This is a genomic window from Aeromicrobium sp. Root495, assembly GCF_001426755.1.
Lineage (GTDB): Bacteria > Actinomycetota > Actinomycetes > Propionibacteriales > Nocardioidaceae > Aeromicrobium.
This window is the reverse complement of sequence record NZ_LMFJ01000001.1, coordinates 1,546,976-1,564,928: the sequence shown is the minus strand read 5'-3', so window position 1 is coordinate 1,564,928 and position 17,953 is coordinate 1,546,976. Positions and strand designations below refer to the sequence as shown.

At 69.7% G+C, this 17,953-nt stretch carries 17 protein-coding genes; 10 read left to right on the top strand and 7 right to left on the bottom strand.

Annotated elements, in window-relative coordinates; all coding sequences use genetic code 11:
• Positions 1 to 64: 64 nt before the first annotated feature.
• From ASD11_RS07825 to ASD11_RS07805, 5 genes are read right to left on the bottom strand one after another with little or no spacing between them, the layout of a single operon-like run.
• The gene (locus tag ASD11_RS07825) at positions 65 to 1,363 is read right to left on the bottom strand and encodes an MFS transporter (protein WP_056285497.1); all 1,299 of its coding nucleotides are present in this window, start codon (positions 1,361 to 1,363) and stop codon (positions 65 to 67) included.
• Positions 1,350 to 1,799, bottom strand: coding sequence for a MarR family winged helix-turn-helix transcriptional regulator (locus tag ASD11_RS07820; protein ID WP_056285495.1), 450 nt, complete (start codon positions 1,797 to 1,799; stop codon positions 1,350 to 1,352). Before ASD11_RS07820 ends, ASD11_RS07825 begins: the two co-directional genes overlap by 14 nt.
• A gap of 59 nt (positions 1,800 to 1,858) precedes the next feature.
• Positions 1,859 to 2,656: an exodeoxyribonuclease III gene (locus ASD11_RS07815; protein ID WP_056285492.1), complete on the bottom strand. Its 798-nt coding sequence runs from the start codon at positions 2,654 to 2,656 to the stop codon at positions 1,859 to 1,861.
• A gap of 10 nt (positions 2,657 to 2,666) precedes the next feature.
• Positions 2,667 to 4,826 (bottom strand): S9 family peptidase, encoded by a 2,160-nt coding sequence (locus ASD11_RS07810; protein ID WP_056285489.1) that lies wholly within the window; start codon positions 4,824 to 4,826, stop codon positions 2,667 to 2,669.
• On the bottom strand, positions 4,823 to 6,145 hold the full coding sequence (locus ASD11_RS07805) for a DNA polymerase IV (protein WP_056285484.1): 1,323 nt from the start codon (positions 6,143 to 6,145) through the stop codon (positions 4,823 to 4,825). The genes ASD11_RS07810 and ASD11_RS07805 overlap by 4 nt, the downstream gene beginning before the upstream one ends.
• A 136-nt stretch (positions 6,146 to 6,281) precedes the next feature.
• Between ASD11_RS07805 and ASD11_RS07800 the strand changes: the two genes are divergently transcribed.
• From ASD11_RS07800 to ASD11_RS07780, 4 genes are all read left to right on the top strand, one after another.
• Positions 6,282 to 7,274 (top strand): DUF4192 domain-containing protein, encoded by a 993-nt coding sequence (locus tag ASD11_RS07800; RefSeq protein ID WP_162246468.1) that lies wholly within the window; start codon positions 6,282 to 6,284, stop codon positions 7,272 to 7,274.
• 36 nt (positions 7,275 to 7,310) lie between these two features.
• Positions 7,311 to 8,786: a hypothetical protein gene (locus ASD11_RS07795; protein ID WP_056285478.1), complete on the top strand. Its 1,476-nt coding sequence runs from the start codon at positions 7,311 to 7,313 to the stop codon at positions 8,784 to 8,786.
• 131 nt (positions 8,787 to 8,917) lie between these two features.
• Entirely contained in the window at positions 8,918 to 10,543 is a 1,626-nt protein-coding gene (locus ASD11_RS07785; RefSeq protein WP_442854183.1) for an RNA polymerase sigma factor, read from the top strand.
• Between the two features lie 208 nt (positions 10,544 to 10,751).
• Positions 10,752 to 12,320, top strand: coding sequence for a phospholipase D-like domain-containing protein (locus ASD11_RS07780; protein WP_162246467.1), 1,569 nt, complete (start codon positions 10,752 to 10,754; stop codon positions 12,318 to 12,320).
• 95 nt (positions 12,321 to 12,415) lie between these two features.
• Here ASD11_RS07780 and ASD11_RS07775 read toward each other — a convergent pair whose 3' ends face one another.
• The gene (locus ASD11_RS07775) at positions 12,416 to 12,643 is read right to left on the bottom strand and encodes a DUF7455 domain-containing protein (RefSeq protein ID WP_056285469.1); all 228 of its coding nucleotides are present in this window, start codon (positions 12,641 to 12,643) and stop codon (positions 12,416 to 12,418) included.
• A 216-nt stretch (positions 12,644 to 12,859) separates the two neighbouring features.
• On the opposite strand from ASD11_RS07775, the gene ASD11_RS07770 reads away from it, so the two are divergent.
• The 6 genes from ASD11_RS07770 (at position 12,860) to ASD11_RS07745 (ending at position 17,424) form a co-directional block, all read left to right on the top strand.
• Complete coding sequence (locus tag ASD11_RS07770; protein ID WP_056285466.1) at positions 12,860 to 14,914, top strand: DNA gyrase/topoisomerase IV subunit B; 2,055 nt, start codon at positions 12,860 to 12,862, stop codon at positions 14,912 to 14,914.
• Positions 14,915 to 14,952: 38 nt separating this feature from the next.
• Entirely contained in the window at positions 14,953 to 15,555 is a 603-nt protein-coding gene (locus ASD11_RS07765; RefSeq protein WP_056285462.1) for a dihydrofolate reductase family protein, read from the top strand.
• A gap of 9 nt (positions 15,556 to 15,564) precedes the next feature.
• Positions 15,565 to 15,912 (top strand): DUF2200 domain-containing protein, encoded by a 348-nt coding sequence (locus tag ASD11_RS07760; protein ID WP_056285460.1) that lies wholly within the window; start codon positions 15,565 to 15,567, stop codon positions 15,910 to 15,912.
• A 20-nt stretch (positions 15,913 to 15,932) separates the two neighbouring features.
• Entirely contained in the window at positions 15,933 to 16,187 is a 255-nt protein-coding gene (locus tag ASD11_RS07755; protein ID WP_056285457.1) for a hypothetical protein, read from the top strand.
• A 103-nt stretch (positions 16,188 to 16,290) separates the two neighbouring features.
• Complete coding sequence (locus tag ASD11_RS07750) at positions 16,291 to 16,470, top strand: hypothetical protein (RefSeq protein ID WP_056285454.1); 180 nt, start codon at positions 16,291 to 16,293, stop codon at positions 16,468 to 16,470.
• 54 nt (positions 16,471 to 16,524) lie between these two features.
• Positions 16,525 to 17,424, top strand: a complete 900-nt coding sequence (locus tag ASD11_RS07745; RefSeq protein WP_235503350.1) for a DUF1707 SHOCT-like domain-containing protein — start codon at positions 16,525 to 16,527, stop codon at positions 17,422 to 17,424.
• Between the two features lie 4 nt (positions 17,425 to 17,428).
• On the opposite strand, the gene ASD11_RS07740 is transcribed toward ASD11_RS07745, so the two are convergent.
• Positions 17,429 to 17,923 (bottom strand): beta-class carbonic anhydrase, encoded by a 495-nt coding sequence (locus tag ASD11_RS07740; RefSeq protein ID WP_056285450.1) that lies wholly within the window; start codon positions 17,921 to 17,923, stop codon positions 17,429 to 17,431.
• Positions 17,924 to 17,953: the final 30 nt, after the last annotated feature.

The following is a 17,953-nucleotide window of genomic DNA, read 5'->3' as shown; positions in this document are numbered from 1 at the left end:
GGGTGCGCATCAGGGGGTGCGCACCCCGCCTCTCCTCGTCCCGCTGCTGAGCCCGCGAGGAGCTTCAGCGCTTGGACTGGATGAGCTCGTCGATCGCGCCGGGAGCTCCACCGAACTCGTCGGCGACCTCGCCCTCGACCACGTCGGCGTCGGCGACGGTGTGGCCGTCCTCGTCGATGCCTCGGTCGGCGTCGGCGAGCGTGCGGTGGGCCGTGGAGAGGACCACCGCGGCGAGGAGCACCGCGACCGCTGCGATGGCGAACGGCACGTGCACGGAGAAGTGCTCGACGAGCTTGCCCGCCGCGAACGGGGCGAGGCCGCCACCGATGAACCGGACGAAGCCGTAGGCCGCCGAGGCCACCGGACGCTCGACGGGGGAGACGAGCATGACGGCCTGGGTCATGAGCGTGTTGTTGATGCCGATGAAGATGCCGGCCGCGATGACGCAGCCCACCATGAGGCTCTGCTTCGTCGGGTCGGTGGCCATCAGGGCGAGGTCGGCCGCGAAGAGCGTGAAGGCGATGTAGAGCGACACGGCCGTGCCGAGCCTGGCCTGCAGCCACGGGGCCCCGATGACGGAGAAGAACGCCACGAGCAGGCCCCAGCCGAAGAAGACCCAGCCGAGCTGCGTGATGGAGAGGGCCATGGGGAACGGTGCGTAGCCGAGCATCGTGAAGAAGCCCCAGTTGTAGAGCAGGGCGGCCACGCTCATGGTGGCCAGGCCGCGGTGACGCAGGGCGAGCAGCGGGGCCGAGAGCTTGGTCTTGTGCTCCGGCTTGGGCGTGCTGGGCAGGAGCAGCGCCGTGGCCACGAGGGCGATGGCCATCAGGACCGACACCCCGAAGAACGGGCCGCGCCAGCTGATGTTGCCCAGCGTGCCGCCCACGAGCGGGCCGGCTGCGATGCCCAGCCCCAGGGCCGCCTCGTACAGGATGATCGCGCCGGCGAACCCGCCGCGGGCGCTCTGCACGATGGCCGCGAGCGAGGTGGCGATGAAGAGGGCGTTGCCCAGGCCCCATCCGGCGCGGAAGGCGACGATGCCGCTGATCGAGCCGCTGGCGCCTGCGAGCGCCGAGAAGATCACGATGATGACGAGGCCGATGAGCAGGGTGCGCTTGGCGCCCACGCGGCTGGAGAACCAGTTCGTGACGAGCATGGCCACGGCGGTGACCACGAGGTAGCTCGTGAAGAGCAGTGTCACCTGGCTCTCGGTGGCGTCGAGCTGGGTCTTGAGCGCGGGCAGGATGGGGTCCACCAGGCCGATGCCCATGAACGAGATGACGCAGGCGAAGGCCACCGCGTAGACGGCCTTGGGCTGGTCGAACAGCGACGGCTTCTCGGCCGTGGTGTCAGGCGAGTGCATGATCCTCCAGATGATCTGCTGGGGTGTGGGTGAGTGTCTCGATGGCCTCGAGCGCGTCGCTGAGGCGCGCTCGCTGCTCGGGACTGAGGTGCTCGAGCCGGGCCGCGACGACGGCGTCCTGCTCGGCCCGGCGCGTCCTGAGGGCGTCGAGCCCTGTGGGCGTGATGGAGATGAGGCTGGCGCGACCGTCGGCGGGGTCGGCGCGGCGCGTCACGTGCCCGGCCTGCTCGAGCCTCTGCACGAGTCCGGTCATGGCGGGCTGGGTGATGCCCTCGTCGGTGGCGAGGTCGGTGATGCGATGGTCGCCGTCGCGCTCGAGGCGCCCCAGCGTGGCTGCCGCCGTGCGGCTCAGGCCGGCGGTGGAGCCGGCCCGGACGAACGAGACAGCGAGCTCGCGCAGCGCGCGGGCCAGACGATCCGTCTCCAGTTGCTTCATGCAACTAAATATATCAGGGTGTTATGCAGTCGCCACCTGGGGGTGGCGTGAGCCCGCGCTCAGAGGTCGTAGTCGACGACCAGCGGAGCGTGGTCGGACCAGCGCTCGGCCCAGCTGGGGGCGCGATCGACGGTGGCGGTGCGGGCCGCAGCAGCGAGCTCGGGCGTGGCGATCTGGTAGTCGATGCGCCAGCCGGTGTCGTTGTCGAAGGCCTGCCCGCGCATGGACCACCACGTGTACGGACCGTCGACGTCGCCGGCGAGCGAGCGGGCGACGTCGACGTACCCCAGCTCGTCGAACCAGCGGGTGAGGTGGCCGCGCTCCTCGGGCAGGAAGCCGGCCTTCTTGAGGTTGCCCTTCCAGTTCTTGATGTCGCGCTCGGTGTGCCCGATGTTGAGGTCGCCGGTGAGCACGACGTGGTCGGCGTGCGAGCGCAGGGCCACCAGGCGCTTGGCCGTCTCGTCGAGGAAGCGGTACTTGTCGTCCTGTCGAGGGGTGCCGGCCTCGCCGGAGTGGACGTACGCGGAGACCGCGGTGAGGAGGCTTCCGTCGGGCAGGACGATGTCGGACTCGATCCAGCGGCCGGAGTCGAGGAAGTAGTCGTCCCCGATGGTGGCCCGCGACGCCTTGGGCTCGGTGCGGCTCAGGACCGCCACGCCGGCCCGGCCCTTGGCCGCAGCCTCGGTGTGGACCACGTGGTAGCCGTGCTCCTCGAGCAGTGGATGCACGAGCTCGTCGGGGGCGCGGACCTCCTGCAGCGTGATGACGTCGCAGTCACGCTCGGTGAGCCACTCGGCCATGCCCTTCTTGAGGGCTGCACGGATGCCGTTGACGTTGACGGTGGCGAGACGCAGCATGCGCACCAGCCTAGGAGCGGGCTCCGACACGGCTGGTGGCGGTGTCGATGATCCAGGCGAGCTCCCAGGCCCGCTCCTTCCACGACGCGTACCGTCCGCTGACGCCGCCGTGGCCCGCATGCATCTCGGTCTTCAGCAGGATGGGCTCGGACCCCGTGGCGGTGGCGCGGAGCCGAGCCACCCACTTGGCCGGCTCGACGTAGAGGACGCGGGTGTCGTTGAGGCTCGTGACCGCGAGGATGGCCGGGTAGTCCTTGGCCTCGACGTTCTCGTAGGGGGAGTAGCCCTTCATGTAGGCGTACACCTCGGGGTCGTGCAGGGGGTTGCCCCACTCGTCCCACTCGATGACGGTGAGCGGCAGCTCGGGGTCGAGGATCGACGTGAGGGCGTCGACGAACGGCACCGCCGCGAGGATGCCGCGGAACGCGTCGGGAGCGAGGTTGGCGACGGCGCCCATCAGCAGGCCCCCGGCGCTGCCGCCCTCGGCGATGAGCCGGTCGGCGCTCGTCCAGCCGTCGGCCACGAGGTGGCGGGCGGCGGCGACGAAGTCGGTGAAGGTGTTCTTCTTGTGCAGCAGCTTGCCGTCCTCGTACCAGTGACGTCCCATCTCGCCGCCGCCGCGCACGTGCGCGATGGCGAAGACGAAGCCGCGGTCGAGGAGCGAGAGCCGGGCGATGCTCATGCCGGCGTCCATGCTCGCCTCGTAGGAGCCGTAGCCGTAGATGAGTCCGGGCGCGGTGCCGTCGATGGGGGTGTCGGCTCGGTGGACGATGGAGACCGGCACCTGGGTGCCGTCGTCGGCCGTGGCCCACGTGCGGTGCTGGACGTAGTCGGTCGGGTCGTACCCGCCGAGCACCGGGGCCTGCTTGCGCAGGATCAGCTCGTCGGCCTCGACGTCGTAGTCGAAGACCGTGGACGGCGTGACGAACGAGGTGAAGCCCACGCGCACGAGCGGCTGGTCCCACTCCGCGTTGGCGCCGACACCGCTCGTGAAGAGCTCCTCGCCGAAGTCGATCTCGCGAGGCGCGGCGAGGGCGTCGAGGCCCTGGCCCTCGCCGAGCCGGATGACCGCGATGCGAGCCAGGGCCTCGCGGCGGTAGGAGATGACGAGCTGCCGGGCGAACACCTCGACGTCCTCGAGGCGGATCGCGTCGTCGGCCGCGACGACCGTGAGCCCGGTGGCGGGGGAGCTGAGGCCGCCGGCGAGCGCGTCCTCGACCGTGACGGCGTCGAGCTGGAAGTCGGGGTGGCCGTCGTTGTGGAGGAGGAGGAAGTAGTCCTGCCCGCCGACGACGGCGTGCTCGAGGGAGTACTCGATGCCGTCGGTGCGCGGGACGACGACGCGGAACTCACCCTCGGGCTCGTCGGCGGCGAGCACCTTGACCTCGCTCGTGATCTTGGACGAGGCACCGATGACGAGGAACTTCTCGGACTGCGTGCGGCCGATGCCGGTGAAGAAGCGCTCGTCGGACTCCTCGTGGACGAGGACGTCGTCGGCTCCGCTGCCCAGGGCGTGCCGCCAGATGCGGTGAGGGCGCCAGGCATCGTCGACCGTCGTGTAGAAGAGGTGGCTGCCGGCCGACGACCACGTGACGCCGCCACTCGTGTCGGGGATCTCGTCGGCGAGCAGCTCGCCGGTGCGCAGGTCCTTGACGCGGATCGTGTAGCGCTCGTCGCCCACGAGGTCGGTGGAGTAGGCCAGCAGGTGGCCGTCGTCGCTCAGCGAGAACCCGCCGAGCGAGAAGAACTCGTGGCCCTCGGCCTCGACGTTGGAGTCGAGCAGGACCTGCTCACCCGGCACGTCGACGCCGGAGGCGAGCCTCGGTGGCGTCCAGTCGTCGGGGGAGTCGATGGCGGTGCGGCAGCGGATGGCGTACTGGCTGCCCTCGACCGTTCGGCTGTAGTACCACCAGGCGCCGTGGCGCACGGGCACCGAGAGGTCGGTCTCGAGGGTGCGGCTCTTGATCTCGGAGAAGATCGTCTCGCGCAGCTCCTCGAGGTGCGCGGTGGCGGCGTCGGCGTAGGTGTTCTCGGCCTCGAGGTACGCGATGGTCGCCGGATCGTCCTTGGCCCGCAGCCACTCGTAGTCGTCGACGAACGTGTCGCCGTGGTGCACCCGGTCCTGCGGGCGGCGCTCGGCGACGGGAGGGGCGACGGGTGGCTGGTTCATGACTCGAAACTAGCGGGCCCGTCCTGGTGGCGCGGCGTCAGCAGGGGGTCGTCGGTGGAGAAGGTGCGCACGGGCCCCGGCGGGGTGGAGCGAGTCTCGAAACGGATGGTCACGCGCCCCAGGCCGGAGCCCCAGACCCAGCCGTCGCCGTGCTCCTCGTGATGGACGTCCATGCCGGGGTTCCAGTGCACCGCCTCGACGACCGGCTCGGCCTCCTGCTGCTCGGCCAGCTCGAGGGCGTCGTCCTCGGCGTCGGTGTCGAACAGGTCCTCCTGGACCCAGTCGGCCAGGCCGCTCACGCCCACGCCGATGAGGCGCAGCCCCCCGGCGAGGTCGGCGGCCTCGAGCAGCGCCCGGGCGGTGCGTCCGATGGCGCGGTGGCTGTCGACCGGGGCGGAGAGCGTGCTGGAACGGGTGTGGGTCTCGAAGTCGTGGTGCCGGATCTTGAGCGTGACGGTGCGACCGGACAGTCCGTTCTTGACCAGGCGAGCGGCGACCTCGCGGCTCATCCGGTCGACCTCGAGGCCGAGGCGGGCGCGGTCGGTGACGTCGGTCTCGAAGGTGTCCTCCACGCTCACCGACTTGGTCTCGCGCTCGGGCTGGACGGGGCGGTCGTCGTCGGCGCGAGCCATGCGCCAGAGTCCACGGCCCGAGGCCTGGCCGAGCAGCCGGACGAGCTCGTCCTCGCTGGGCTCGCGCAGGTCCTCGACGGTGAGGATGCCGACCCTGCGCAGGCGCTCGGCCGTGGCCGGGCCGACGCCAGGGATGGCCGTGACCTGCATGGGGCCGAGCACCGCGGCCTCGGACCCGGCGGGGACGACGTAGACGCCGTCGGGCTTGTTGACCTCGCTGGCGATCTTGGCCATGAGCTTGGAGGACGCGACACCGACCGACGCGGTGAGTCCGTGCGTGCGCTCGGTGATGTCGGCGCGGAGGCGGGCCACCAGCGCGTCCACCGTGGACGGGTCGAAGTCGGGGGAGCCGGCGAGGTCGACGAAGGCCTCGTCGAGCGAGAGCGGCTCCACGAGGGGCGACTCCTCGCGCAGGCGCTCCATGACGATGCGGCTGGCCTCGCGGTAGGCATGGAAGCGGCCGCCGAGGAAGGCCGCGTGCGGACACCGGGCCCTGGCCTCGACCATGCGCATGGCGGAGCGGACCCCGTGCACCCGGGCCTCGTAGGAGGCCGTGGACACCACGCCGCGGTGCCCGACCCCGCCGACGATGACGGGCTTGCCACGCAACGACGGCTTGTCGCGCTGCTCCACGGAGGCGAAGAAGGCGTCGAGGTCCACGTGCAGGATGGACGCCGTCGACCGCATGAGGGCCATGCTCGCACCCGGCAGGGACACCCGCGTCCTGGACCGGCGTCCACAGGCCGCCTCGCCGGGCAGGGCGCGTCCACAGGTCCGGGACGAGGCCTGTCGCAGCCGGTCGTCGGACGACGAGCGTGGTCGCATGACCTCCCAGCGCCCCGTCTACACGGCCCACGACCCGTCCGACCTCGTCAACGTCCTGCCGGCAGCCTTCGGGTTCGTCCCGCAGGAGTCCCTGTGCGCCATCGCCACGCGTGGCCCGCGACACCGCATGGGCTTTCGCATGCGGCTCGACCTCGACGACCGGATCCCGCCCGAGGAGGTGGCGCGGCTCGTCCACCTCCACCTCTCGCGGCAGGGCGCGGAGGGCGCCATGATCATCGCGGTCTCCCAACGACCCGAGATGGCCGAGCAGTACGTGTGGGCCGCCGAGCGCGGTCTGGGAAGCATCAAGCCGGTCGTGAGCGTGTGGGCGACCGACGACCGCTACTGGACCACCTTCGCGGACTGCGAGCCGGCCGGTCACCCCTACGAGCGGTCGCTCCACCACGTCGCGGTCGTCCAGGCGGTGGCCGAGGGCCAGGAGATCCTCGCGTCGCGCGACGAGCTCCGGACGAGGATCGCTCGGGAGACGGGGCAACGACGCCACTGGCTCGACCGCGCGGCTGACGAGCAGGCCGAGCAGGTGGGTGCGCTGCTGATGGGGGCACGGGCCGACGAGCCGAGCGTGGACGTCGCCCGCCGCGACGTCGGCCCACTGCTGGACCGGGTCCGCGCCGGGGACGCCCTGAGTGACGGCGAGGTCCTGCGGCTCGCCGTCTGGACCATCTCCATCGGTGTGCGCGACGACCTCGTCGCGCAGGTCGAGCGAAGTACCTCCGGCCAGATGCGTGCCTTGTGGCAGCGAGCGGCACGGATCGTCCCGCAGTCGCTGCGCGCTCCCGTGCTGTGCCTCGCCGGCTTCGCGGCCCACCGGTGCGGCGACGGCGCCCAGGCGTTGATCTGTGCCGAGACCGCTGCTCGGGAGGAGCCCGAGTACTCGCTCGCCATGCTGCTGCTGCAGATCATCGAGGCCGGCATCAGCCCCGACGAGGTCTCGGCGGTCTGGCGTGGGGAGCACCGCCGGGCGGGCTGAGTGTCGCGGGCCCCGTTGTGGTCCTAGGCTGTCGGCATGGGTCAGGAGGTCGACGACCGGGTCTTCACCCGCGAGGACCGGACGCGTTACCGCGCCAAGGTACGTCGCTGTCTCGACGTGTTCGCGCGGATGCTGGGGGAGCGGGACTTCTCCGTGGAGGTGCCCCACGTCGGCATCGAGATCGAGTTCAACCTCGCGAACGCCCAGGGCGATCCGGCTCTCAAGAACGCCGAGGTGCTCGCGGCCATCGCCGACGACGACTTCCAGACCGAGCTCGGGCTCTTCAACATCGAGATCAACGTCCCGCCGTCGCCGGCCGCCGGTCAGGGCCTGGTCACCATGGAGACGGCACTGCGCGAGGACCTCAACGAGGCCCAGGCCAAGGCCGGCGCGCTCGATGCCCACCTGCTCATGATCGGCATCCTGCCGACGCTCCAGGACCGGCACTTCGGCCGCGACGTCATCTCGGCCAATCCCCGCTACCACCTGCTCTCGGAGCAGATCCTCGCCGCTCGGGGCGAGGACATCCAGATCATCATCGACGGTGTCGACCGGCTCGAGACCACGGCCGACACCATCATCCCGGAAGCCGCGTGCACCAGCACGCAGCTCCACCTGCAGGTCCAGCCCGAGGACTTCGCCTCGTCGTGGAACGCAGCGCAGGCCATCGCCGGGGTGCAGGTCGCCCTGGGAGCCAACTCGCCGTTCCTCCTGGGTCGCCAGCTCTGGCACGAGACGCGGATCCCGCTCTTCGAGCAGGCCACCGACACCCGCAGCGAGGAGCTCAAGACCCAGGGCGTCCGGCCTCGGGTGTTCTTCGGGGAACGTTGGATCACCTCGGTCTTCGACCTGTTCGAGGAGAACGTCCGCTACTTCCCCGCCCTCCTTCCCATCGTCGACGACGAGGACCCGCTGGTGGAGCTCGAGGCCGGACGTGTCCCGGCGCTCCAGGAGCTGCGGCTCCACAACGGGACGGTCTACCGCTGGAACCGGCCCATCTACGACGTCTCCGACGGACGCCCCCACCTGCGCATCGAGAACAGGCTGCTCCCCGCCGGCCCGACGGTCGTCGACACCCTGGCCAACGCTGCCCTGTTCTACGGGCTCACAGCGGTCCTGGCCTCCAGCGAGCGCCCGGTGTGGTCGCAGCTGTCGTTCCGCGCAGCCGAGGAGAACTTCCACCAGGCGGCCCGAGCGGGCATCGAGGCCGAGCAGTTCTGGCCCGGCGTCGGCGAGGTCCCGGTCCGCGAGCTCGTGCTGCGTCACCTCCTGCCCCTCGCTCACGCCGGCCTGGACCAGATGGGGGTCGACGACGACGTCGCTGCCCGGCTGCTCGGTGTCATCGAGCAGCGGTGCCTCCGCGGACAGAACGGCTCCACCTGGCTCATCGCGCAGATGGACCGACGCCTGGCAGCCGGTCTGGAGCGCCCCGACGCGCTGCGTGAGGTCACCCGGGCGTACGAGGCTCTGATGCACGAGAACCAGCCGGTGCACACCTGGCCGCTGGACTGAGTGCTCTCGCTCCTGACGCGCTGCACGGCGGGCCTGCGCGCGCCCGCTTGCGAAGGCGTGGCAGACTTGCACCCAGAGGTTGACCACAGGGGTGTTTGTTGCGCCCTTAACCCGACCGAAGAGGTGTCGACGTGCCGGTCTCAGCAGCCGCAGGCTCTCGCTTGCGGGCCGCCGTGAGCAAGCGACTCGGTGGCTCCAAGGACCAGGCGCAGGACCCCGCACCGCCACCAGAAGCACCCAGGACCCCCGCCGGCACGGCGCCGGCACCGAGCACGACCAGCACCACGAAGAAGGCGCCGACCACGAAGGCTCCCGCCAAGAAGTCCGCCGCCAAGAAGAGACCTGCGGCCCCGCCCTCCGCCAAGACCCCAGCCAAGAAGCCACCGGCCAAGAAGACCTCGGCCACCAAGGCCCCGGCCAAGAAGACTGTCCCGTCCGATACCGCCAGATCAGAAGAGACCGTGACCAAGACCTCCAAGAAGACTGCGACGCCCGCCAAGAAGGCCCCGGCCAAGGCAGCAGCAAGCAAGCCGAGCCCCACCAGCGCCGCCAAGAAGGCTGCTCCCGCCAAGAAGGCCGCGCCCGCCAAGAAGACGGCGGCCAAGAAGGCCGCCGCCACCTCGGTGGCCGACGTGCAGGGCGTCGACCTCGCTGAGGCGCTGGTCGTTCCCAAGGGTGCCGCCGTCGTCGATGCCCAGGGCAAGAAGGTCCTCCCCGACATCCCCGACGAGGAGTTCGAGAAGGACGTCAAGAACGACCCCACGCTGAAGACCGACGAGGAGTCGGGCTTCACCCTCTCCAACGCCGACGACAGCGACGAGCCGGTCCAGCAGGTCATGGTGGCCGGCGCCACCGCCGACCCCGTCAAGGACTACCTGAAGCAGATCGGCAAGGTCTCGCTGCTCACCGCCGGCGAGGAGGTCGAGCTCGCCAAGCGCATCGAGGCCGGCCTGTTCTCGGAGGAGAAGCTGGCCAAGGGCGGACGCATCTCGGAGAAGATGCGCGAGGAGCTCTCCTGGATCGTCGTCGACGGTCGTCGCGCCAAGAACCACCTGCTCGAGGCCAACCTGCGTCTCGTCGTCTCGCTCGCCAAGCGCTACACCGGGCGCGGGATGCTCTTCCTGGACCTGATCCAGGAGGGCAACCTCGGCCTCATCCGCGCCGTCGAGAAGTTCGACTACACCAAGGGCTTCAAGTTCTCCACCTACGCCACGTGGTGGATCCGTCAGGCCATCACGCGCGCCATGGCCGACCAGGCCCGCACCATCCGCATCCCGGTCCACATGGTCGAGGTCATCAACAAGCTGGCCCGTGTCCAGCGCCAGATGCTGCAGGACCTGGGCCGCGAGCCCACGCCCGAGGAGCTGGCCCTCGAGCTCGACATGACGCCCGAGAAGGTCGTCGAGGTCCAGAAGTACGGTCGTGAGCCCATCTCGCTCCACACGCCGCTCGGCGAGGACGGCGACAGCGAGTTCGGCGACCTCATCGAGGACTCCGAGGCCATCGTCCCGGCCGACGCCGTGTCGTTCACGCTCCTGCAGGAGCAGCTGCACGCGGTGCTCGACACGCTCAGCGAGCGCGAGTCCGGCGTGGTCTCCATGCGCTTCGGCCTCACCGACGGCCAGCCCAAGACGCTCGACGAGATCGGCAAGGTCTACGGCGTCACGCGCGAGCGGATCCGTCAGATCGAGTCCAAGACCATGAGCAAGCTGCGTCACCCGTCGCGCTCGCAGGTCCTGCGCGACTACCTCGACTGAGACCAGCACGCCGTACCCAGGACGGGCCGCCCCGAGCATCGGGGCGGCCCGCCCTGCGTCGTCCACCCGCCGCCCGTGCGTCGACGGGGGAGCGGACCCGAGGCCGCGAAGGCCGGGAAACGGGTGCTCGGGTCGGCGGTGGGCCTTGGCGGCAAGGCGACTGGGTTAGACTGTCGCGATCGTGCCGTCCATGTGGAAGAGCAGGCCTGTGCAAATTCTCGGTGGTTCTAGGCGCGCCCTGCGCGCCGTCGGGGTGGGGATCCTCCTGGTCGCCGTCGTTCTCGGAGTCGGCTCGCTGAGCCCGACCACCGCGGCCGACACGGCTGAACCGGTTGCCTCGGCTTCTCCCTCCGCCTCGGCCTCGGCCTCTGCTGCAGCCGACGGCGACGAGTCCTCGACGTTGCCCCAGTCCATCGAGCCGAAGGTCGAGGCGTCCAGGACGCCTCCCTACGGGTCGGCCTACCCCGTGACGGTCGAGACCAACTTCTCGCGCCCCGTGCGGTCCATGTCGACGTCGGCCAACAGCGACTACTCCCAGCTCGACGACCTCGAGCGTCTCATCCGCGGCAGCTACCGCTCGCAGATCACCGGCAAGATCCTGCCTTCGTCCACGCGCAAGGCGCGTTGGGTCTACCTCACGATCTCGCGCATGGAGGACTCGCGCCGCGTGGGCCGTGAGCTCGTCAAGGCCGCCAAGTACGGCGTGAACGTCCGCGTCATCCACGGCAAGTTCGCCCAGAGCACCGAGTCGCGTGCGCTGGCCAAGTCGCTGGGCCGCTACAAGAACGCCCGCTTCAAGATCTGCGCCAAGGGTCGTAGCTCGGCCTGCCTGTCCAACATCAGCGGCGCCGTCGTGCACTCCAAGATCCTCATGGTCAGCAACACCTACGACCGCAACGGCAAGCCCACGCGTGGGGCCATCTGGACCGGTTCGGCCAACCTCGGTGGTCCGAGCGCCGAGCACACCTGGAACAACGGCTGGACGGTCTACAACGACCTCAAGCTGTGGAACCAGTTCAGCGACCACTGGAAGGACCTGTGGGCCGAGCGCAACGTCCGGAACAACTACCTGAGCTACATCAAGGCGCGGGCCTCGGCCACGCGCTACGGCATCTCCACCTCGACGGCTCAGAAGGCCGGCTACACGGCCCGCGCCGCCGGCTACGGCATGTTCTACTCCAACCTGGCCAACGTCACGTACTACCTGACGCCCATCTTCGCGACGCCTGCCAACGGCCGGGACCCGGTCATGCAGATGCTCAACCGCGTCATCCCCGACGACCGCTGCCGCATCTACGTCCAGCACAACCGCTTCAAGTACCGCCGCATCGGTGTGGCGGAGAAGCTCGTCGAGCTGGCCAACAAGGGGTGCCGCGTCGAGGCCATCGCCTACCGCGACGAGCTCAAGGTCAACCGCATCGCGCACTGCCAGCAGTACCTGCGCATCTGCAAGCCGATCATGGACGAGCTGCGCAACGCCAACGTCCGCGTCCCGCTCGCCTGGGCCAAGCCCCACGACAAGACGATGCTCATCGACGCACGGCTCAAGCCCAACCGGTACAACCCGGAGGAGCGCCTCCCCACCGGTGGCAAGTGGCCGTCCTCGGGCGCCCGCGTCCGCATCGTCCAGGCCGGTTCCGCCGCCCTGACGGGCTCCAACCTCGTCGTCAGCGACGAGATCACCACGGAGTCCACCGACCCCGACGTCTTCGAGCAGTACCTGCAGCACTGGAAGGCGATCAACAAGTCCTACGAGTTCCACCAGGTCGCGTACTGACCTGAGGGAGCACGAGACACGAGAAGGGCCCCGTCCACCGGACGGGGCCCTTCTCGTTGCTGTGGACTCGGGAGCGTGCCGAGTCCTTCAGGTCTCTAGATGTCTTCGGCGACAGCGCCGGCGGGCTTGCCGGCGAGACGGTTGGTCTCGTCCTGGATCGTGACGGCGACCTCACGGAGCTTGTCCTCGTGCTCGCGCGCGTGGTGCGCGCAGAACATGAGCTCGGCACCATTGGCGAGCTCGACGCGGACGTACGCCTGGGCGCCGCAACGGTCGCAACGATCAGTTGCATTCAGACCGGGCAGTTCAGCTACTGCTGACACGGTGTACCTCTTTCCCCTACGCAGGCGTTGACGTCGGAATCAACATCATTTCACGAGGCGCTATTCCTCGCCCATGAAGGTGACATAGGACATAGATACCCCTCCGTCCCAAGTCCACGCGGGAGGCGCGCTGCCGACGTGCGTGTCACGTCGGACACCGGGGGCCTCGCGGATAGGCTGGGGATGCAGTCCTGACCCCCTGGAGGAGCACACCCCGTGAGCACGTACGACGCCCGTGACCTGCTGGTCCTCGAGGGTCTCGAGGCCGTCCGCAAGCGTCCGGGCATGTACATCGGGTCCACCGACACCCGCGGTCTGATGCACTGCCTCTGGGAGATCATCGACAACGCGGTCGACGAGGCTCTCGGCGGCTTCTGCCAGCACATCAAGGTCGTGCTCCACGCCGACGGCTCCGTGGAGGTCTTCGACGACGGTCGCGGCATCCCGGTGGACAAGGAGAAGAAGACAGGGCTCTCGGGCGTGGAGGTCGTCTTCACCAAGCTGCACGCCGGCGGCAAGTTCGGCGGCGGCTCCTACGCCGCCACGGGCGGCCTGCACGGTGTCGGTGCCTCCGTGGTCAACGCGCTGTCCGAGCGGCTCGACGTCCAGGTGGAGAAGGACGGCGGGTCCTGGGCCATGTCGTTCCGCCGCGGTGAGCCGGGTGTCTTCGACGGCGACGGCCCCCGCGACTCCTTCACGAGCGACAACACCCTGCACAAGGTCGGCCGCGCCAAGAAGGGTGTCAGCGGCACCCGGGTCCGCTACTGGGCCGACCCCCAGATCTTCATCAAGGAGGCCGCGTTCTCGTACGGCGACCTCGTCAACCGGGCGCGCCAGACCTCGTTCCTGGTGCCTGGCCTCGAGATCGTCATCCGCGACGAGCGGGGCGAGGAGCCGCACGAGGAGTCGTTCCGCCACGACGGCGGCATCGGCGAGTTCTGTGAGTTCCTGGCGCCCGACGAGGCCGTCACCGAGGTCCTGCGACTGCAGGGCAGCGGCAGCTTCACCGAGACCGTCCCCGTGCTCGACGAGAAGGGCCACATGAGCCCGCAGGAGGTCGAGCGCGACCTCGGCGTCGACATCTCGGTGCGGTGGGGCACCGGCTACGAGCCCACGGTGCGTTCCTTCGTCAACATCATCGCAACGCCCAAGGGCGGCACCCACGTCAACGGCTTCGAGCGGGGGCTCACCAAGACGTTCAACGACGCGCTTCGCGCCACGCGCACGCTCAAGGCCAGCGATGCCGACGTCATCAAGGACGACGTCCTCGAGGGACTCACGGCGGTCGTCACCGTTCGTCTGGCCGAGCCGCAGTTCGAGGGTCAGACCAAGGAGGTCCTGGGCACGCCGCCGGTCGCGCGCATCGTCAACCAGGTGGTCTCGCGCGAGCTCACGGCGTTCCTCACCTCCACCAAGGCGGCTCAGAAGGCCAAGGCCAAGATCGTCCTGCAGAAGGTCGCCGACGCCTCACGCACGCGGCTCACCGCGCGTCAGCAGCGCGACACGCAGCGCCGCAAGAACGCGCTGGAGTCCAGCGCGCTGCCGGCCAAGCTGGCCGACTGCCGCTCCAACGACGTCGAGCGCAGCGAGCTGTTCATCGTGGAGGGCGACTCCGCCCTCGGAACCGCCAAGTCGGCACGTGACTCGGAGTTCCAGGCGCTGCTGCCCATCCGCGGAAAGATCCTGAACGTCCAGAAGGCCAGCATCAGCGACATGCTGAAGAACGCCGAGTGCTCCTCGATCATCCAGGTGGTGGGAGCCGGCTCGGGCCGCACCTTCGACATCGACGCCGCCCGCTACGGCCGCATCATCTTCATGGCCGACGCCGACTCCGACGGCGCCCACATCCGCTGTCTGCTGGCCACGCTGTTCCACCGCTACATGGGTCCGCTCGTGGAGGCAGGTCGCGTCTTCTCCGCCGTGCCGCCGCTGCATCGCATCGAGCTCGTGAACCCCAAGAAGGGGCAGGACAAGTACGTCTACACGTACTCCGACGCCGAGCTCCAGCGCACGCTGGCCGACCTCAAGCGCCGCAACGTCCGCTGGAAGGATCCCGTGCAGCGCTACAAGGGCTTGGGCGAGATGGATGCCGACCAGCTGGCCGAGACCACCATGGACCCGCGCCACCGCACCCTGCGCCGCCTCACGGTCGACGACGCCGAGCGCACGAGCGCGGTCTTCGAGCTCCTCATGGGCAACGAGGTCGCTCCCCGCAAGGAGTTCATCGTGCAGAGCGCGTACGAGCTCGACGCCGACCGCATCGACGCGTAACCGGCTCCCGGGCGGCTGCCCGCAGTAGCCTGACGATCATGTCGCTCGTCACCAGCCACATGTCCATCTCGCTCGACGGCTTCGTCGCCGGACCCGACCAGAGCGAGGAGAACCCGCTCGGGCTGCATGGGCACTCGGTGCACCGCTGGCACATCGGCGACGTGCTCGACGTGGACCAGCCCTGGGTGGACCGGCTGCTCGGCCCGCGCGGCGCCTACATCATGGGGCGCAACATGTTTGGGCCCGTGCGAGGGGAGTGGGACCGCGAGTGGCGTGGCTGGTGGGGCGACGAGCCGCCGTACCACGCGCCCGTGTTCGTCCTCACCCATCACGCCCACGACCCCATCGAGATGGACGGCGGGACCACGTTCTACTTCGTCGACGGTTTCGACGCAGCGCTGGAGCAGGCCCGCGCCGTGGCGGGGGATCTCCCCATCGACGTGGCGGGTGGCGCGTCAGCAGTCCGCCAGGCGTTGCAGGCGCGGGTGCTCGACGAGCTGGTGCTCGACGTGGCCCCGGTGCTGCTGGGCAGCGGCGAGCGGATCTTCGAGGGCGTCGGAGCGCCGGTCCTCGAGCCGGTCGAGGTGGACCACTCGCCCCGCGCCACCCACGTCCGCTACCGCGTCACCTACCCGTCCTAGGATCGCGTCGTGCACAGGATCTTCACGACCCCCTTCTCGTCGGTGTACCCGCACTACGTGACCAAGGTCGAGAAGAAGGGACGCACCCAGGCCGAGCTCCGCGAGGTCATCGCCTGGCTCACGGGATTCGACGACAAGGCGCTCCAGGCCCACCTCGACGCCGACACCACCTTCATCGACTTCTTCGACGACGCCGACCTGAACCCCGACGTCGCGCTCATCACGGGCGTCGTCTGCGGGGTCCGGGTGGAGGACGTCGAGGACCCGCTCATGCAGAAGATCCGCTACCTCGACAAGCTCGTCGACGAGCTGGCCAGGGGCAAGGCCATGGAGAAGGTTCTGCGGACGCCGGCCTGATGCGCCTCTAGGATCTCCGCATGGACCTTCGACGAGCCCTCGCCGTCGCCTTCGCCGTCTGGCTCGCGATGGCAGTGCTCTCGGTGGTCCAGCGCGACGGAGACTGGTGGAGCCTGCGCTCGGCCGCCTTCCTGCTGTTCACGGTCGTCTGGCTCCTGCTGCTGGCGCAGGAGAAGCGACAGGAGAATGCCCGTCGCGACCAGGCCAGGGACGTGGCTGAGGCGGAGCGCCTGGCTGGCCTGGCTCGTCTCAGACAGCGAGGCTGGAAGGTCTGAGGTGGGTTTCCGCGTCAGGACTGGCTCGGCTCGAGGACCGCAGCGACGTCGTGGCTGAGGCGTGACATCTCGGGCAGGCAGGTCGCCGCCTAGGATGGCGGACATGAGCCTGCGCTGGGTCCGCGACCTCCTGTTCGTGCTGTGGCTCGGCTTCATGGGCATGGACGCCTTCGGCCCGGACGGCGGGCCCTGGGGCGTGCTGCGTCTCGTGGCCGCGGCGGCGCTCATCGTGGTGTGGCTCGTCATGCTCAGGCAGGACAAGCAGAAGCGTCAGGACGCCTGACGAAGGTCGGCCGAAGGACCCACTCGTCGCGCTAGTATCCGGCGCGTGAGCGACATGAGCGATCCCGCCGGGGCGGGGCGGGGGGACAAGAAGCGCGCCAAGGCGCTCATCGATGCCGCGTACGCGAGCGGGCGCATCACGGCGGCCGATCGGGCTCTGAGGTTCGATCGGGTCGACGCTGCCGCCACCCGGGGCGACCTCGCCGGGCTGACGGCCGGCCTCGAGGCCCCGGTGACCCCGCCCTCGCAGGTCGCGCAGCAGCCCTACCAGCCGCCTCAGCCCTCCCCGCACCCGTCCTGGCCGCAGCAGCCCGCAGCCGGAGCGCCGGGACCGGTCTCTGCGCCCCGGACGTCAGGCGCCCAGACGCCGGGCATGCCGACCACGAGCTGGCAGGGTCCGCAGGGCAGGCCTGGGATCAAGGCGCCGCGGGGACGACTCGGGTGCGTCCTGGGCGTCATCGGGATCGCGGTTCTGCTGCCGTGCTTCGCCGGCGTGTTCGGCATCGTCACGTCGGTGTTCACCGGGGTCGTCGGTTTCTCGAGCGGCTCGGGCGACCTCGACACGAGGTCGGCCTGGAGCTCCATCGTCGACGACGTCCGCGAGCAGAACGGCACGACCAGGGTGGAACGGGTGCGCTTCTACGACGCCGTGGCCACGGTCTGGGTCCGCACCCCCACCGGCGAGGCCAAGGAGACGCGGTGGCTCAACGGCACGGTGCAGTCCACGAGCACGCGCACCACGTCGTTCGACTCTCCTGTGTCGCCCACGTTCGACCTCGCACCGCTCACGGACGTCCTGGCGCGCGTCCGCGACCGTGCGGTCCAGCGGCTCGGGGTGACGGACCCACGCACCGTCCAGACCGACGTGCTGCCCACCGGCATCACCGTCACGGTGATCGGCACGGACGGCAGCTTCCAGACCGCCCGCTACGACCTCACCGGCAACGCGACCTGAAGGCTCAGACGACCGGCGTGAGCAGGCCCGAGTCGACGTCGTAGACGAAGCCGCCCACCTCGATGTCGGAGGGCACGAGGGGGTGCGAGACCACCTTGTGGACGTCAGCGCGGATGGACGCCTCCTGGTCGTCGATGGCTCCGAGCTCCATCCAGGTGGCGTCGACGCCGGTGCGCTCCTCGATGCGGGCGTGCAGCTCGTCCTCGGAGGCCGAGGCCATGGCGCAGCGGGTGTGCTGCACGATCATGACCCGCTTCACCTGCAGCAGCGTCACGCCGAGGACGACCGCGACGAGAACGCGCTCCGTCACGCGGCCACCGGGGTTGCGCAGGATCTTGGCGTCTCCGGGGGAGAGGCCGATCATCCCCAGGGGGTCGATGCGCGAGTCCATGCACGTCACCATGGCCACGCCGGCCTTGGCGATGCCGTCGAACCCGGCGAGGTCGAAGGACTCGGCGAACTGCCGATTGGAAGCAAGAAGATCGTCGAAACCGGTCACGGTCCGAGCCTATCGACGGATGCCGGAGAC

What these genes read in the sequence shown, in the direction of transcription:
- ASD11_RS07825 (WP_056285497.1), bottom strand. Translation starts at nt 1,363, where the DNA reads ATGCACTCGCCTGACACCACGGCCGAGAAGCCGTCGCTGTTCGACCAG.
- ASD11_RS07820 (WP_056285495.1), bottom strand. Translation starts at nt 1,799, where the DNA reads ATGAAGCAACTGGAGACGGATCGTCTGGCCCGCGCGCTGCGCGAGCTC.
- ASD11_RS07815 (WP_056285492.1), bottom strand. Translation starts at nt 2,656, where the DNA reads ATGCTGCGTCTCGCCACCGTCAACGTCAACGGCATCCGTGCAGCCCTC.
- ASD11_RS07810 (WP_056285489.1), bottom strand. Translation starts at nt 4,826, where the DNA reads ATGAACCAGCCACCCGTCGCCCCTCCCGTCGCCGAGCGCCGCCCGCAG.
- ASD11_RS07805 (WP_056285484.1), bottom strand. Translation starts at nt 6,145, where the DNA reads ATGCGGTCGACGGCGTCCATCCTGCACGTGGACCTCGACGCCTTCTTC.
- ASD11_RS07800 (WP_162246468.1), top strand. Translation starts at nt 6,282, where the DNA reads ATGACCTCCCAGCGCCCCGTCTACACGGCCCACGACCCGTCCGACCTC.
- ASD11_RS07795 (WP_056285478.1), top strand. Translation starts at nt 7,311, where the DNA reads ATGGGTCAGGAGGTCGACGACCGGGTCTTCACCCGCGAGGACCGGACG.
- ASD11_RS07765 (WP_056285462.1), top strand. Translation starts at nt 14,953, where the DNA reads ATGTCGCTCGTCACCAGCCACATGTCCATCTCGCTCGACGGCTTCGTC.
- ASD11_RS07755 (WP_056285457.1), top strand. Translation starts at nt 15,933, where the DNA reads ATGGACCTTCGACGAGCCCTCGCCGTCGCCTTCGCCGTCTGGCTCGCG.
- ASD11_RS07750 (WP_056285454.1), top strand. Translation starts at nt 16,291, where the DNA reads ATGAGCCTGCGCTGGGTCCGCGACCTCCTGTTCGTGCTGTGGCTCGGC.
- ASD11_RS07745 (WP_235503350.1), top strand. Translation starts at nt 16,525, where the DNA reads ATGAGCGATCCCGCCGGGGCGGGGCGGGGGGACAAGAAGCGCGCCAAG.